This window comes from Bradyrhizobium sp. 45, from assembly GCF_023073155.1.
Taxonomy (GTDB): Bacteria; Pseudomonadota; Alphaproteobacteria; order Rhizobiales; family Xanthobacteraceae; genus Bradyrhizobium; species Bradyrhizobium canariense_D.
The window spans coordinates 72,550-88,255 of the sequence record NZ_JADPIX010000134.1 but is presented as its reverse complement, the minus strand read 5'-3'; the positions used below and the strand labels follow the sequence as shown (position 1 = coordinate 88,255).

At 64.8% G+C, this 15,706-nt stretch carries 14 protein-coding genes and 2 pseudogenes; 10 read left to right on the top strand and 6 right to left on the bottom strand.

Annotated elements, in window-relative coordinates; translation table 11 throughout:
• The 4 genes and pseudogenes from IVB42_RS31580 to IVB42_RS31565 form a co-directional block, all read left to right on the top strand.
• Positions 1-127: pseudogene (locus IVB42_RS31580) on the top strand (chemotaxis protein CheW); the annotation flags it as partial.
• Positions 128-199: 72 nt separating this feature from the next.
• Complete coding sequence (locus IVB42_RS31575) at positions 200-565, top strand: response regulator (RefSeq protein WP_007600538.1); 366 nt, start codon at positions 200-202, stop codon at positions 563-565.
• Positions 566-640: 75 nt separating this feature from the next.
• On the top strand, positions 641-1,849 hold the full coding sequence (locus tag IVB42_RS31570; protein WP_247372417.1) for a chemotaxis response regulator protein-glutamate methylesterase: 1,209 nt from the start codon (positions 641-643) through the stop codon (positions 1,847-1,849).
• Entirely contained in the window at positions 1,846-2,718 is an 873-nt protein-coding gene (locus IVB42_RS31565) for a protein-glutamate O-methyltransferase CheR (protein ID WP_247372419.1), read from the top strand. The genes IVB42_RS31570 and IVB42_RS31565 overlap by 4 nt, the downstream gene beginning before the upstream one ends.
• Before the next feature lie 173 nt (positions 2,719-2,891).
• Here the strand turns inward: IVB42_RS31565 and IVB42_RS31560 are convergent, their stop codons facing one another.
• The 4 genes from IVB42_RS31560 to IVB42_RS31545 form a co-directional block, all read right to left on the bottom strand.
• Positions 2,892-4,052, bottom strand: coding sequence for a glutathionylspermidine synthase family protein (locus tag IVB42_RS31560; protein WP_247372421.1), 1,161 nt, complete (start codon positions 4,050-4,052; stop codon positions 2,892-2,894).
• 3 nt (positions 4,053-4,055) lie between these two features.
• The gene (locus IVB42_RS31555; protein WP_018455721.1) at positions 4,056-4,442 is read right to left on the bottom strand and encodes a hypothetical protein; all 387 of its coding nucleotides are present in this window, start codon (positions 4,440-4,442) and stop codon (positions 4,056-4,058) included.
• Between the two features lies 1 nt (position 4,443).
• A complete protein-coding gene (locus IVB42_RS31550) occupies positions 4,444-4,848 on the bottom strand; it encodes a DUF350 domain-containing protein (RefSeq protein WP_018455720.1) in 405 nt (134 codons plus the stop codon).
• A 170-nt stretch (positions 4,849-5,018) separates the two neighbouring features.
• Positions 5,019-5,720, bottom strand: a complete 702-nt coding sequence (locus IVB42_RS31545; protein ID WP_007600544.1) for a response regulator transcription factor — start codon at positions 5,718-5,720, stop codon at positions 5,019-5,021.
• A 416-nt stretch (positions 5,721-6,136) separates the two neighbouring features.
• Between IVB42_RS31545 and fliI the strand changes: the two genes are divergently transcribed.
• The 6 genes from fliI to IVB42_RS31515 all read left to right on the top strand — a co-directional run bounded on the left by fliI (position 6,137) and on the right by IVB42_RS31515 (position 12,507).
• Positions 6,137-7,462: a flagellar protein export ATPase FliI gene (gene fliI, locus IVB42_RS31540; protein ID WP_018455719.1), complete on the top strand. Its 1,326-nt coding sequence runs from the start codon at positions 6,137-6,139 to the stop codon at positions 7,460-7,462.
• Between the two features lie 121 nt (positions 7,463-7,583).
• Positions 7,584-8,003: a flagellar export protein FliJ gene (gene fliJ, locus IVB42_RS31535; protein WP_007606301.1), complete on the top strand. Its 420-nt coding sequence runs from the start codon at positions 7,584-7,586 to the stop codon at positions 8,001-8,003.
• Between the two features lie 178 nt (positions 8,004-8,181).
• Complete coding sequence (locus IVB42_RS31530) at positions 8,182-8,727, top strand: sigma-70 family RNA polymerase sigma factor (protein ID WP_018455718.1); 546 nt, start codon at positions 8,182-8,184, stop codon at positions 8,725-8,727.
• Between the two features lie 51 nt (positions 8,728-8,778).
• Complete coding sequence (locus IVB42_RS31525; RefSeq protein WP_247372424.1) at positions 8,779-9,834, top strand: anti-sigma factor; 1,056 nt, start codon at positions 8,779-8,781, stop codon at positions 9,832-9,834.
• A 351-nt stretch (positions 9,835-10,185) separates the two neighbouring features.
• On the top strand, positions 10,186-11,145 hold the full coding sequence (locus IVB42_RS31520) for an AraC family transcriptional regulator (RefSeq protein WP_247294694.1): 960 nt from the start codon (positions 10,186-10,188) through the stop codon (positions 11,143-11,145).
• 141 nt (positions 11,146-11,286) lie between these two features.
• Positions 11,287-12,507, top strand: coding sequence for an FAD-dependent oxidoreductase (locus IVB42_RS31515; RefSeq protein WP_247393443.1), 1,221 nt, complete (start codon positions 11,287-11,289; stop codon positions 12,505-12,507).
• Positions 12,508-12,806: 299 nt separating this feature from the next.
• Here the strand turns inward: IVB42_RS31515 and IVB42_RS31510 are convergent.
• Positions 12,807-12,999: pseudogene (locus tag IVB42_RS31510) on the bottom strand (hypothetical protein).
• A gap of 295 nt (positions 13,000-13,294) precedes the next feature.
• The gene (flhA, locus tag IVB42_RS31505) at positions 13,295-15,436 is read right to left on the bottom strand and encodes a flagellar biosynthesis protein FlhA (RefSeq protein ID WP_085383680.1); all 2,142 of its coding nucleotides are present in this window, start codon (positions 15,434-15,436) and stop codon (positions 13,295-13,297) included.
• Positions 15,437-15,706 lie beyond the last annotated feature (270 nt).

Sequence of the window (15,706 nt, the reverse complement as noted above, 5' to 3'; positions counted from 1 at the left end):
CCCCGTCAATCTCGACCCCCGCATGGCCAAGCTCGCCGGCGGTGTCCACCGTCTCGACGGCCAGCTCATGGTCGTCCTCGACGTCGATCGCGTCCTCGAGCTCGCGCCCGATATGATGGCGGCCTGATACGCCGGCACATCCGCCGACGTACCTGCAATTGGAAGTGCCCCCGCAAAAGGGGGGGAAGCAGAGGTTCACATGCGAACTTGTCTCGTCGTTGATGATTCCAGCGTCATCCGCAAGGTTGCGCGCCGGATCCTGGAGGGCCTCGACTTCCAGATCCTCGAAGCCGAGGACGGTGAGAAGGCGCTGGAGGCCTGCAAGCGCGGCTTGCCCGATGCGGTGCTGCTGGACTGGAACATGCCGGTGATGGACGGCTATGAGTTCCTCGGCCATCTCCGGCGCATGCCCGGCGGCGACCAGCCCAAGGTGGTGTTCTGCACCACCGAGAACGACGTCGCGCATATCGCGCGCGCGCTGCACGCTGGCGCCAACGAGTACATCATGAAGCCCTTCGACAAGGACATCGTGACGGCGAAATTCCAGGAAGTCGGCCTTATCTGAGCGACCGCCCTGGAGGCTGAACGGCTCCTTCGGCGTTTGTTTTCAACTGACCGTTTCAGTCTGAGTTGGTGAGTAATGAGTGTTGCGTTCGCAGGTAATTCGACCCCGGGCTCGTCGCGGGAAGCCGGACCGTTGCGGGTGATGGTCGTCGATGACTCCGTCGTCATCCGCGGTCTGATCTCGCGCTGGATCGGCGCCGAGCACGACATGGAGGTCGCGGCCTCGCTGCGCACCGGGCTCGAGGCGGTCAACCAGATCGAACGCATCAATCCCGATGTTGCCGTGCTCGATATCGAAATGCCCGAGCTCGACGGCATCTCGGCGCTGCCGCAACTCCTGGCGAAGAAGCGCGATCTCGTCATCATCATGGCCTCGACGCTGACCCGCCGCAACGCGGAGATCAGCTTCAAGGCGTTGTCGCTCGGCGCCGCCGACTACATTCCGAAGCCTGAATCGACGCGCGAGGCTTCGGCTGCGGACATCTTCCATCACGACCTGATCCAGAAAATCCGCCACCTCGGCGCACGGCTGCGCCGCAAGGCCGCGGTTGCGAGCCCGCCGCTCGCGCCCGCAACCGCAAGCCCGGCTCCGGCGACACGTGGGCCGGTTGTCGCGCGGCCTGCCGCGTCCGCGGCCGCTCCGGCCGTCCATGCGCCGTCGTCGTCCTCGGTGCTGTCCACGCGTCCGTTTTCGACCCAGGCCCCGAAGGTGCTGCTGATCGGCTCATCGACCGGCGGTCCTCAGGCGCTGATGGCGCTCGTCGCCGAGCTCGGTCCCGTGATCGACCGTGTCCCGGTGCTGATCACCCAGCACATGCCGCCCACCTTCACCACCATTCTCGCGGAGCATCTGGCACGCACGAGCCGCAAGCCGGCGGCCGAGGCGGTGGATGGCGAGCCGGTGAAGCCGGGCCGCATCTATCTTGCGCCGGGCGGCAAGCACATGCGCGTCGTGCGTAGCGGCGCCGACGTGGCGATCGCGCTCGACGACGGTCCCGCCGTCAATTTCTGCAAGCCCGCGGTCGATCCGCTGTTCACTTCCGCCATCGACATCTGGCATGGCGCCATCCTCTCCGTGATCCTGACGGGCATGGGCTCGGACGGCATGCGCGGCGGCAAGGACATCGTCGCCGCCGGCGGCAGCGTGATCGCGCAGGACGAAGCTTCCAGCGTGGTCTGGGGCATGCCGGGCGCAGCGGCCAATGCCGGCATCTGTGCGGCGATCCTGCCGCTCAACCAGATCGGCGCCCGGGTCAATCGCCTGTTCGCAGGAGACCGCTCGTGACGCCGGTTGACTACGACTATCTGCGCAAATTCCTGAAAGAGCGCTCCGGCCTCGATCTCTCCCCGGACAAGCAGTATCTGGTCGAGAGCCGGCTGCTGCCGCTGGCCCGCAAGGCGAGCCTCGCCGGGATTCCCGATCTCGTGCTGAAGATCAGGAATGGCGACGGACGGCTTGCGAGCGATGTGGTCGAAGCGATGACCACCAACGAGACTTTCTTCTACCGCGACAAGATCCCGTTCGATCACTTGCGCGAAACGATCCTGCCGGGACTGCTTCGGGCGCGCGCAGCGCGCAAGTCGCTGCGCATCTGGTCGGCGGCGTCGTCGACGGGACAGGAACCGTATTCGATTGCGATGTGCGTGAAGGAGATGGGCGTAGCCTTCGCCGGCTGGCGCATCGAGATCGTCGCCACCGATCTGTCGCAGGAGGTGCTGGAGAAATCCAAGGCCGGCGTCTACAGCCAGTTCGAGGTGCAGCGCGGCCTGCCGATCCAGCACCTGATGAAATACTTCACGCAAGCGGGCGAAGTCTGGCAGCTCAATGCCGACATTCGCGCGATGGTGCAGTTCCGCCAGCTCAATCTGTTGCAGGACTTCTCCCATCTCGGCACGTTCGACGTGATCTTCTGCCGCAATGTGCTGATCTATTTCGACCAGGACACCAAGGCCGTGATCTTCGAGCGCATGGCGAAGGTTTTGGAAGCCGACGGCACGCTGCTGTTGGGCGCCGCCGAATCCGTCGTCGGAATTACCGACGCGTTCCGCCCGATCGCCGATCGTCGTGGCCTCTATCAGCTCAATCCGACGCGCTCCGGGCGCCCGATGGGTGGATTGATGCCGCCGTCATTGAAGGTAGCAGCGGCGCGGTGAGATGCGTTCTTCCCCTCTCCCCTTGCGGGAGAGGGTGGCTCGCCGCGTAGCGGCGAGACGGGTGAGGGGTTCTATCCGCGAGCCCACCGACACTTGAACTCGCGGATAGAACCCCTCATCCGGCGCTTCGCGCCACCTTCTCCCACAACGGGAGAAGGAATGAAGAGCGCACCTCACAAGATCGCATGCGGCAGAAACCGCGAGCCGTTGCCGGTGATCGGGCTTTCGTCCTCGCGGATCGACAGGCCGCAGGGTTCGTGATCCACCAGCCAGCTTCCGATCACGGGATAGAAGCCGGAAAAATTCGGCAGCGGCGCGAGCGCCTGCCGCACGAATCCTTCGGCGCCGTAGGGGCCTGCCTGCTCGTCGAGCGGCATTCCACCAGACACCAGCGTGACATTGGCCCCTTCGCGCGACAGCAGCGGCTTGCGCACATAGGAGCTGCCGAGCTCGGCTGCCCGCGGATCGTCCTCGAAGAACGCCGGTAGCAGATTGGGATGGTTCGGAAACATCTCCCAGAGCAGCGGCAGGATGCCCTTGTTGGAGAGCACCGCCTTCCACGGCGGTTCGATCCAGCGTGTCTGTGCATCCTTGAGCTTTGCGCTAAAGGCGTCGTGGAACATCCATTCCCAAGGATAGAGCTTGAAGGCGAGCGTGATGTCGCGGTCGCCGAGATCGACGAAGCCGCCGGTATCATTGCGCCAGCCGATCGCCTCGATGTCGAGCAGCGTGGTCGTCAGTCCCGCGTGGCGCGCGGTATCTTCGAGATAAGCGAGCGTGCCGGCGTCCTCCTCATTGCCCGTGGTGCCGGTGAGATGGACGTGGCGGCTAGCGGCAATCTGCTTCCAGGCTTCGATCAATCGTTCGTGGATGGAGTTGAACTGGTCGGCCCGCGACGGGATGATGCGCCGTTCGATCGCCTGTTCGAGCCAGGTCCATTGAAAGACCGCGGCTTCGAAAATCGAGGTCGGCGTATCCGCGTTGTATTCGAGCAGCTTTGCCGGTCCCTTGCCGTCGAATTTCAGATCGAGCCGGCCATAGAGGCTGCGGTCGTCTCGTGCCCAGCTCTCGGCGATCAGGCTCCAGAACGCCTCCGGTATCTTCAAGCGCTGCAGATGGCGCTCGTCGCCGATCACGCGGCCGGCGAGCTCCAGGCACATCGCGTCGATCTCGCCGGTCGGCGCCTCGATGCCACGCTCGATCTCGTCGAGCGTGAAGGCGTAATAGGCGCGCTCGTCCCAATAGCGCTCACCGTCGATGGTGTGGAAGGCGAAGCCGCATTGTTCGGCGGTCTGCCGCCAGTCGTCGCGCTCGGGGCAGACGATGCGTTGCATGGGTCAGCCGCCGCCGGAGAAGCCATGGCCAAACGAGCCGAAGCCGCCGCGGCTCACGCCGCCGGAGCCTGAATCGGACGACGTTCCGGACGAGGAATGGCTCGAGGAGTCGCTGCTGAAGAAACTCGATCGCGACGAACTGCCGCCGCCGCTGGAGGAGCTGCGGCTGCTGCTGCACGAGGTGCTCGCTTGCACCGCCGGGTCCATGCCGGCAGGGGAGGGCTCGCAATTCTGCCGCGGCATCAGTGTGTAGGCGGTGGTGCCGACCGCGATCGTGCCCATCACCAGCAGCGCGACATGGCCGGAGCGCTTCACCGGCTGTTGTGCAGGCGGCGGTCCGGCCGCCGGCCGGCGCTTGCCGAACTCCTTTTTGGAGCGCTTGTCGGTCATGTCAGTAGATCATGCAGGCGGCGTTGAGCAGGCCTGCGGCGAGCGAGGACAGCCCGAGCCAGATGGCAGCTGCAAGTTCGCCGGCGGCAATCCGCGCCGACAGGTTCGGCACCGGCACTCTCACCAGGAAGAACACGACGATCTGGACGATCAGCGCGATCATCGCCCAGATCAGGCAGTCCAGCACATTGGCCGAATGCGCGATCGCGCTGACAAGCGGCGCCACGAAGCCGAGCAGGCTGAGGCCGAGTGCGATCGCCGCAGCCGGATCGTTGTCGCGGATCAGCTGGAATTCGTTATGCGTCGTGATGCGGGTGTAGACGAACAGGTACGCCACGATCGCGATCAGCCCGGTGCAGAAATAGACCAGGAAGGCGGGCAGGCCGGCCAGTGATTGCAGGATCATCGTTCCCCCATCGTGCAGCGACCATTCGTCGGCGGGGGAAGGATAGCGGTTCAACGGCGCAAGGACGATGAGGCCCCGTTCGCGTCCCCAAAAAACAAAACCCCGCCATTTGCGGCGGGGTCCAGGCTGGGAGGAGCAAGCCCCGAAGGGCTCGCGGGTAAAACCCAGGATCAGGCGGGGATGCGCTCTTCGACCTCGTGCGGCTCGCGCAGCACGTAGCCGCGGCCCCACACGGTCTCGATGAAGTTGCGGCCTTCGGAGGCATTGGCGAGCTTCTTGCGGAGCTTGCAGATGAAGACGTCGATGATCTTCAGCTCGGGCTCGTCCATGCCGCCATAGAGGTGGTTGAGGAACATTTCCTTGGTGAGGGTCGTGCCCTTGCGGAGCGAGAGCAGCTCCAGCATCTGGTATTCCTTGCCGGTCAGATGCACGCGCTGACCGCCGACTTCCACGGTCTTGGTGTCGAGGTTGACGACGAGGTCGCCGGTCTGGATCACCGACTGGGCATGGCCCTTGGAGCGGCGCACGATCGCGTGGATGCGGGCAACCAGCTCGTCCTTGTGGAAGGGCTTGGTCATGTAGTCGTCGGCGCCGACGCCGAGACCCTTGACCTTGTCCTCGATGCCGGCGAGGCCGGAGAGGATCAGAATGGGTGTCTTGATCTTGGAGACCCGAAGCTGCTTGAGCACGTCGTAGCCGGACATGTCGGGCAGGTTGAGGTCGAGAAGGATAATGTCGTAATCGTATAATTTACCGAGATCGACGCCTTCTTCCCCCAAATCGGTCGTGTAGACGTTGAAGCTCTCAGACTTCAACATCAGCTCGATCGACTGCGCGACGGCGCTGTCATCTTCAATCAGCAAAACGCGCATGCCAGTTCCCCATAGTCGCCGCTCCTGGGCGTCAGGTCGGCCGCATTCGCGGCACACAACAAAACGCCTTTGAACAACTGATTCGGATCCTGACAACAGATGGTTAACAAATTCTGATTCTGGAACGCAAGCCCTGTAGATGCAATTTTCGTCGAATCGCCCTAAGGTCTTGTGTGCGAAGCAGCTTTCGTTATCCGGTTGCGTTCAAGTTCCACTTTAAGAGACGGGCCTAACCGACTCTCGCGACTCAGCCTTCTTCTGAAGGGGAGCCACGCTCAGTCACAAAGACAGTGACGCAATGATTAACGATGCGGGTAAACACGAAGTTAAGCGCCGTTCAGAAATATGGCGAAACTTAAGGTTCTCGCCACGAAACCCCGGATTATGAAGGCGATCACCCTCATGAAGGCCCTCTTGTGAAGGCTCTTGCCGAACAGATCGGCGACATTGACGGCATCAATATTTATGGCCGTGTGGTCGGCGTGCGCGGCCTGATGGTCGAGGTCGCCGGTCCGATCCATGCGATGTCGGTCGGCGCGCGGCTCGTGATCGAGACCGGCGGCAACCGTTCCATCCCCTGCGAGGTGATCGGCTTCTCCGGCAACAACGCCGTCGTGATGCCGTTCGCCGGTCTGGACGGCGTACGGCGCGGCTGCAAGGCCGTCATCGCCAATGCCGCAAATCAGGTGCGGCCTTGCGCGGCCTGGCTCGGCCGCGTCGTCAATGCGCTGGGGGAGCCGATCGACGGCAAGGGGCCGCTGCCGCAGGGCCCGGCGCCGATGCCGTACCGCAATTCGCCGCCGCCGGCGCACTCGCGGAAGCGCGTCGGCGCGCCGCTCGATCTCGGCGTGCGCGCGATGAACACCTTTCTGACCTGTTGCCGCGGCCAGCGCATGGGCATCTTCGCAGGCTCCGGCGTCGGCAAGTCGGTGCTGCTGTCGATGCTTGCGCGCAACGTCGATGCCGCCGTCAGCGTCATCGGGCTGATCGGCGAACGCGGCCGCGAGGTGCAGGAATTCTTGCAGGACGACCTTGGCGAGGAGGGCCTGGCCCGTTCCGTGGTCGTGGTCGCGACCTCCGACGAGCCGGCGCTGATGCGCCGCCAGGCCGCCTATCTGACGCTTGCGGTCGCCGAGTATTTTCGCGACGAGGAGCAGGACGTCCTCTGCCTGATGGATTCGGTGACGCGCTTTGCCATGGCCCAGCGCGAGATCGGCCTGTCCGCTGGCGAGCCGCCGACCGCCAAGGGCTACACGCCGACCGTGTTCACCGAGCTGCCGAAGCTTCTGGAGCGCGCCGGTCCGGGCCTCGGGGAGGGCGCCATCACCGCGATCTTCACGGTGCTGGTCGATGGCGATGACCATAACGAGCCGATTGCGGATGCCGTCCGCGGCATCCTCGACGGACACATCGTGATGCAGCGCTCGATCGCCGAGCGCGGCCGCTACCCCGCCATCAACATCCTCAAATCCATCTCCCGCACCATGCCGAAATCGGCCGACCCGCAGTTCTGGCCGACCATCCAGAAGGCGCGGGCGGTGATGGCGACCTATGCCGACATGGAAGAATTGATCCGTCTGGGCGCCTACCGCGCCGGCTCCAGCCCCGAGGTCGACGAGGCGATCCGCCTGCACGAGCCGCTGGAGGCCTTCCTGCGCCAGCGCAAGGATGAAAATGCATCGCTGGCGGACGGCTACCGCCAGTTGGCGCAAATCCTTGGTGATTTGGAAACGGAACGCTAACTTTGTCCCGTCATCATCCCATCCCACAGAGTAGTAGAGCCGGTCTTGGCCCCCGTCGGGCCTGTGGGGAGACCGGTGTTGTCCCACGTGCAGCCAAGGGACTTCTGGGGAGTACGAGTCGATGAAGTCACGTGATACACTCATCCGCCTGAAGAAATTTCAGGTCGACGAGAAGCGCCGCCGGGTCACCCAGATCGAGACCATGATCGCCGACTTCCAGCGGATGTCGACCGATCTTGAACGCGAGATCTCGACCGAGCAGGAGCGCGCCGGGATCAACGATCCCTCGCACTTCGCCTATCCGACCTACGCCAAGGCTGCCATCCAGCGTCGCGAGAACCTGACCCGCTCGGCCGACGAGCTGAAGGGCCAGCTCGACGAAGCCAAGGCTGCGCTGGCCGAAGCCTTCGAGGAGCTGAAGAAGGTCGAGCTCCTTGACGAGCGCGATCAGGCCCGCGAACGCGCCGAGGAAAACGCCCGCGAGCAGGCCGATCTCGACAGCATCGGCCTGATGCGTGCCCGCATGGGCGCCGTCGCCTGAGACGCTAGCCGCCAGACCTGCGAGAATTTGCAGAACCCGGACCCCAAGGTCCGGGTTTTCGCATGCCCTGTCCACAGTGTGGCGCCGCGCCCCCTTGGTGGTCGGCTTTGTCGCGCGCTATGGTGGCGGAATGCCAGCGCCTGCGCGGAATGCGACGGGCCGCGCATTGGGGGGCTGAATGCTGACGCCAGCAGAGCTGGTCGGGCTGATTGGGGCGATGGCGCAGGGCGATCAGGCCGCGTTCGAGCGCCTCTACGTCGCCACGCGCGCGAAACTCTATGGCGTCGTGCTCCGTATCTTGCGCCGACAGGATCTCGCAGAGGAGGTCATTCAGGAGACCTACGTCAAGATCTGGAACAGCGCCGGCCAGTTCAATCCCGCTCTCGCGTCGCCGATCACATGGATGGCGTCGATCGCGCGCAACCGCGCCATCGACATCGTGCGCAAGAAGACGGAAGTCTCCATCGAGGAAGAGCCCCAGGCGATGGAAGTCGCAAGCGACAGCCCCGATCCGCTGGCGCGGAGGGAGATGACCGAGGAATTGAAGCGGCTGCTGGAATGTATCGGCCGGCTCGAGCCGGACCGTCAGAGGCTCGTGCTTCTCGCCTATTACAACGGCTGGAGCCGCGAGCAATTGGCGGAGAAATTCGCGGCGCCCGTCAACACGGTGAAGACGTGGCTTCGGCGCAGCATGATGGATATTCGCGAATGTCTCGGGCTATGAGATTCGGGCTACGGGAGCTCATACGGTGAGGGTGGGTCTGGACCGCAAGTGATGGCCTATACGGAGGACCATATCGCGCTCGCCGCGGAATATGCGCTCGGCACGCTCGACGCCGGCGAGCGCGCGCAGGTCGAGACCATGATGGCGGTGGACAAGGCGTTCGCCGATGTCGTGCAGGCGTGGGCATTCCGGCTCGGCGTCCTCAACCAGATGGTCGGCTCGATCGAGCCGCGGCCGATCGTGTGGGAGAACATCAGGTCCGAGCTCGCGCGGACAGGCTTTGCGCAGGATCCGCCAGCACTGCCGGACGCAGCGCCGCCGCCACCTGTGCCGGAATATTCCTCGCCCGACACCGTGCCTCCGCAGGTGCCGTCGGAGAATATGCAGCAACCGCCGCCGCCTCCCGAAGCGGAGCAGCCTGCCCCGGCGCGACTTGAGACCGATGCGATTCCCGACGTCGTGCCGCTATTCATGCCGCAGGTCCACGCGCCGGACCCGGAGGTCGCGCGTGCGCCACCGCCGCCGGTTGCCGACAACAGCAACGTGATCCGGCTCGAGGGCCGCGTGAAGCGCTGGCGCACCATCGCATCCGCCGTCGGCGCGCTCGCGGCCGCGCTGCTCGTGACGCTGTCGCTTCAGATCTTCCTGCCCGACGCGCTGCCGGGCGGCTTGCGACCGGTACCGCGCATCCAGACCGTCGAGGTGAAGACACCGGCGCCGCTCCCGGCGTCGTCGCAATATGTCGCCCTGTTGCAGGGCCAGGGCGGAGGTCCCGCCTTCATCCTCACCATCGACGGCGCGACCAAGAACTTTACGGTGCGTAAAGTGGGCGCGACACCGGAGCCCGGCAAGAGTTTCGAGCTCTGGCTGATCTCCGACAAGCTGCCGCGTCCGCGTTCGCTCGGCGTGATCGGCGCCGGCGATTTCACCGCACGACCGGTGCTCGGCTCGTACGATGCCGACGTTGTCAACGGCGCGACCTACGCCGTCACGCTCGAGCAGGCGGGCGGTTCGCCCAACGGCCAGCCGACCTCGGCGCCGGTGTTTTCCGGCAAGCTGATCGAAACCGTGCCATCGTCACAGCCACAGGCGCCCGCGAAGAAGTAGGTTTCCATTGTCGTCCTGGCGAAAGCCAGGACCCATTGCCCCAAGAGCTTGTTGCAAGAGTGAGCGATGGCAACACGGGTGAGCAACCACTCAATCCCCGAGGTAATGGGTCCTGGATCGGCGCTCGCTCTGCTCGCTTGTCGAGGACGACCCCGGGGGGCATTGGACGCTTCAACATGTGGTGGCAATGCCTGATCGGTTCTGTCGCCACGGTCCGTCCCGCGTCGTCTTCCGACAAATTCCGCCGAATCCGCCCCCGATTTGAACCTCTCCGCGTTTCGCGGCGTCAAATGCCCGGAATTTGCAGTCGGCGCCCCCCAATCATGGTGCCGGAGAGGGGCGAGAAATCAGATGGATGCAGCGAAAACGTCGGGCATCTTCATTCACCAATATGCGGGGCTGCCACACGGTCCGGCCTTCGAACATTGGCGCGAGCGGACTTTCGGGGCCTGTGGCCTGGATATCGGGCCGAGCCGGGGCGACAGCATCGATTGCCGGCTCCAAGTCAGCGTGGTCGACAATATCGCGCTCGCCATTCCCGAAGGCGCCTCCGCACAATATTCACGCACCCAGAGCCATCTTGCCGACGGCAGCGACGATCTCGTCCTGATCGCCGCGCATGCGGGCCTCGTCCGCGTCGGGCAGAACGGCCATGCCGTGGAGCTTGCGCCCGCGCAAATGGTGCTCGTCGACATGGGCATCACCGGCACCGTCGGCCACACCGAGGAAGATCGCTTCACCACCATCCGCATGCCGCGCCGCGCGCTGCTCGAGATCCATCCGCGCGCCGAGGACAAGCTGTCGCAAGTGCTCTCGGACGGCGCGCTCGCCGAGACGATCTTGCGCTACCACTCCCTTGCCGCCCATCATGCGCCGCATCTCGATGCCGTCGGCCAGCGCCTCACCGCGCAGCACATGGTCGATCTCGTCGGCCTGCTGCTCGGCACCGACGCCGAACATGCAAGTCTCGCGCGCGGGCGAGGTCATGCGGCGGCCCGTCTCGATCTCATGCGCGCCGACGTGATGGCTGCGCTTGGCCGCAACGATCTCTGCCTGTCCGAGATTGCTACGCGCTCCGGCCTGAGCCCGCGTCAGGCACAGCGCCTGTTCGAGCAGGCCGGAACGACCTTCACCGAATTCGTGTTGGAGCAGCGCCTGCTGCAGGCGCGCAAGCTGCTCAGCGATCCCCGCGCCAGGACCCGCAAGATCAGCGACATCGCGCATTCGTCTGGCTTCTCCGATCTGTCCTATTTCAACCGCGCCTTCCGCAAGCGCTTTGCCGCGACGCCGTCGGAACTGCGCGAGGCCTGAGCCGACCGAGAATTTGTGCGGCGCGCCGGTACCACCGCAGTTGGTCCATCCGGCAGGATGAGCTATATTTGTCTGCGCGGTCAGACAGCTTGATCGTTCGTCGCTTCGTCGTCGCTCTCTTGGGAAATGCAGTCAACGGACATGGCGCGTATCGTCGTGCTCGGCGCCGGGTTTGCAGGTCTGTGGGCGGCCATCGGTGCCGCACGCAAGCGCGAGGAGATCGGCGCGGCCGGCCGTGACATCGAGATCCGTGTCATCGATCGCAATCCCTACCACAACATCCGCGTCCGCAATTACGAGGCCGATCTCAGCGAGGTCGCGCTTCCGCTGCCGCAGCTGCTCGATCCGATCGGCGTCAGTCACGGGATCGGCGAGGTCGAAGCCATCGATCCGGCACGGCGGGAGATTTCGCTGGTCACGGGAGGCGGCGACGAGACGCTGGCTTATGACCGGCTGGTGCTGGCGCTCGGCAGCGAAGTGATGCGTCCCGACATTCCCGGGCTTGCCGAGCATGCTTTCGATGTCGACACTTATTCAGCGGCGCGCCACCTCGAGGATCATCTCACCTCGCTCGGACGCAGCGTGCCCGCGCCGGGGCGCTCGACGATCGTCGTGGTCGGCGCCGGCTTCACCGGCATCGAGGTCGCGGCCGAGATGCCCGACAGGCTGGCGCGCGCCGGCATTACCGGCAGCCGCCGCATCATCCTGGTCGATCCCAATCCGGTGGTGGGCGCCACGATCGGCGCGCATGCGCGTCCCGTCATCGCGACGGCGTTGGCCTCGCTTGACGTCGAGACGCGGCTCGGCGTGCGCGTCGTCTCCGTCGAGGCCGCCGGACTGCGTCTGAGCTCGGGCGAATTCATTCCGACGCGGACGGTGATCTGGTGTGCCGGGATGCGCGCGAGCCCCTTGGCCGCAAGCTTTCCGGACGCACGCGATCGCCTCGGGCGTCTTCTGGTCGATCCCATGATGCGGGTTGCGGATGCCGGCGGCGTGTTCGCGGCCGGCGACGTCGCCTCGAGCGTGGTCGACGGCTTGCATCCGACCGTGATGTCCTGCCAGTTCGCGCGTCCGATGGGCCGCTTCGCCGGCCACAATGTGGTCGCCGATCTCGCGGGCCTGCCGATGCTGCCGCTGCGGATAGACTGGTACGTGACCGTGCTCGATCTCGGCGGCTGGGGCGCACTCTATACGGAAGGGTGGGACCGCGAAGTCCGCGCCACCGGCGCGGCCGCGAAGGCAACCAAGCAGACGATCAACCGCAAGCGCATCTATCCGCCGTTGTCGGGCAGCAAGGACGAGCTATTCGCTGCGGCAGTCCCAACCGTGCAGGCGCCGCCGCCGACGTATGGGGCGCGGTAGTATCCGTGCCTGTTGCGGGATGACGGCGGTACGTTTTCCATCGTCATTGCGAGCGTAACGAAGCAATCCAGAATGTCTCTGCGGAGGGATTCTGGATTGCTTCGTCGCAAGAGCTCCTCGCAATGACGCAGCTGCACGCGCGTGCGCTCACGGTGACGACATACCCCAGACATGAGAAAGCGCCCGTGGGGGGCGGGCGCTTTCTGTAGTCGACTTGGGGTTGGGGTCGTCTACATATCCACGTGGCGACTTTGGGGGGCTGATAAAGAGCCGCGTGAATTCCTGAAACTCAAATCTCCTTAGCGAACGAGGGAAACGTTCGAGCTGGTGATAGCGATCGGCTTGCCCGCCTTCATGACGCGAGCGGTCTGGGTCAGGCCGTCATCTGAACTCGTACGCGCGGTGATCCCGAGACCCGCCACCGTGATGCCGGCAACGAGCCACGATCTTGAGGTGGGTCGAGCGATCTGCGCTGTAAATCGAGTGGTTCATGGAAGGCTCCTGCCGCCATCTACCCGAAGTAGTCGCCTGCGTGCTTGGGCAGGTTCATGCTTCCGGTGCCCAACAACCTAGTATTGGGGGGATTCGTTCCCAAGAGGCGATCACAAGGGCGTGACAGGACGTGAGAAGCCGCGATCAGAAAACGACCCTTGATCGTGCAATTTAGCAATTATTTCAAAGCTGTAATGTGTCTGCCAAGCGCCTTGCCCGCCGTCGATCGGCAAGGCGCCAAAACCTGAAAAACCATTTGCCTGTGGCCAAAAAACACACGGCTTCTTAAGGCAAATCAGATGCTTCCGACCGTTTTCAACCTCGCCCTGGGGTGGATTTCAGCCTGCGACAGCACGGTCGTCTGGGCCCGGAACCGCTCGACCAGGGAACGCACGAAGGGACGAATTGCCGCAGAGGTGACCAGCACCGGGGCCTCGCCTTCACGCGCCGCGCGCTCGAAGGCGTCGCGCACGCCGGTCATGAACTCCGACAGCTTCGAGGGCTGCATCGCGAGGCTGCGCTCCTCGCCCTGGCCGATAATGGATTCGGCGAAGGCTTGTTCCCAACGGGCCGACAGCGCGATCAGCGGCAGGTAGCCGCTGTAAGAGGTGTTCTGCGCACAGATCTGCCGCGCCAGGCGGGCGCGGACGTGCTCGACCATGGTGGCCGGATTGCGCGAGAAGGCGAGCGAGTCGGCGATGCCTTCGAGGATGGTCGAGAGGTCGCGGATCGAGATGCGCTCGGCGAGCAGCAGCTGCAGCACGCGCTGGATGCCGGAGACGGTGACCTGTCCGGGCACGATGTCCTTGACCAGCTCGCCCTGCTCCTTCGGCAGCTCCTTGAGCAGCTTCTGCACCTCGCCATAGGAGAGCAGGTCCGACATGTTGGCCTTGAGCAGCTCGGTGAGGTGGGTCGAGAGCACGGTCGCGGCGTCGACGACGGTATAGCCCTTGAGCGAGGCCTCCTCCTTGAGGCTGGCATCGACCCAGGTCGCGGGCAGGCCGAAGGTCGGCTCGGTGGTGTGGATGCCGGGCACCTGCACCTGGCTGCCGCCGGGGTCCATGACCATGAACTGGTTCGGCCAGATCTTGCCGGTGCCGGCGTCGACCTCCTTGATCTTGATGATGTAGGTGTTGGCTTCGAGCTGGACGTTGTCGAGGATGCGCACGGCGGGCATCACAAAACCCATCTCGATCGCGAGCGAGCGGCGCAGCGCCTTGATCTGCTCGGTGAGGCGATCGGTGCCGTCGGGGCCGTTGACCAGCGGCAGCAGGGCATAGCCGAGCTCGATCTTGAGATCGTCGATCTTCAACGCCGCGGAGATCGGCTCCTCCGCCGCAGCGGAGCCGGCTGCGCCCGGCGTTCCCGGCGCAGGTGCGGTCTTCGCGACTTCCTCAGCCCTGGCAGTCGCCCGGTTGCGGTTGCGGGCGTGCCAGGCGAGCGCACCGGCGCCGGAGCCGAGCGCCAGGAAGGGAAGGGTCGGGATGCCCGGCAGGGCCGCCAGCACCAGCATGACCGCCGCGGACATCGCGAGCGCCTGCGGATATCCGGAGAACTGCTTCATCAACGCCTTGTCGGCGGCGCCGGACACGCCGGCCTTGGAGACGAGCAGGCCGGCCGCGGTCGAAACGATCAGCGCCGGCACCTGGGTGACGAGGCCGTCACCGACGGTCAGCAGCGTGTAGCTGCGGCCGGCATCGGCAAAGGACAGACCCTGCTGCGCCACGCCGATGATCATGCCGCCGACGACGTTGATGAAGACGATCAGGAGGCCGGCGATGGCATCGCCGCGGACGAATTTGGAGGCACCGTCCATGGCGCCGAAGAAGCCGCTCTCGTCCTCCAAATCCTTGCGCCGCTGCTTGGCGACCGTCTCGTCGATCAGGCCGGCGGAGAGGTCGGCGTCGATCGCCATCTGCTTGCCGGGCATGGCGTCGAGGTGGAAGCGTGCCGCGACTTCGGCGATACGGCCCGAACCCTTGGTGATGACGACGAAGTTGACGATGATCAGGATGGCGAAGACGATGATGCCGATGACGAAATTGCCGCCCATCACGAAGCTGCCGAAGGCTTCGATGACGTGACCGGCGGCATCCGTGCCCTCGTGCCCGTGCGACAGGATCAGGCGGGTCGAGGCCATGTTGAGCGACAGCCGCAGCATGGTCGAGATCAGCAGAACGGTCGGAAAAGCGGAGAATTCCAGCGGCGCCTGGATGAACAGCGACGTCATCAGGATCAGGATCGAGAGTGTGATCGAAATCGCCAGGAACAGGTCCAGCACTATCGCAGGCAGCGGAAGGATCAGCACCACCAGGATGGTGAGAACGCCGAGCGCGAGCGCGATATCGCCGCGCTTGAGGATGTTGCCGACTTCGGCAAGGGTCGGGAAACCGGCGTTCGTGCTGCCTACGCCCTGTCCTGCGGTGACGTCGACCATGGTAGCTGCCCCTCCGCGCGACTGCCGTCCGCGCGCCCCAAATGTCTGCGCGGCGGCCGAGGGGCCGCCGTTCCGAAAGTGAGGCACCGCACTGGCGTCCACGGGAGCTCCCGTTCTACGCGGCTGACGACACTCGACTCCACTGGGCAATTCTTGCCGGGTGTATGGTTAGCAAAGGGTTAATAAAGGGTGCGGCATGGGGGCTGACCGGGGTATTTCGGCCATCTGGCAGGCAAGCAGTCGTCATGCCCGGCTTGTCCCGCCGAAGGC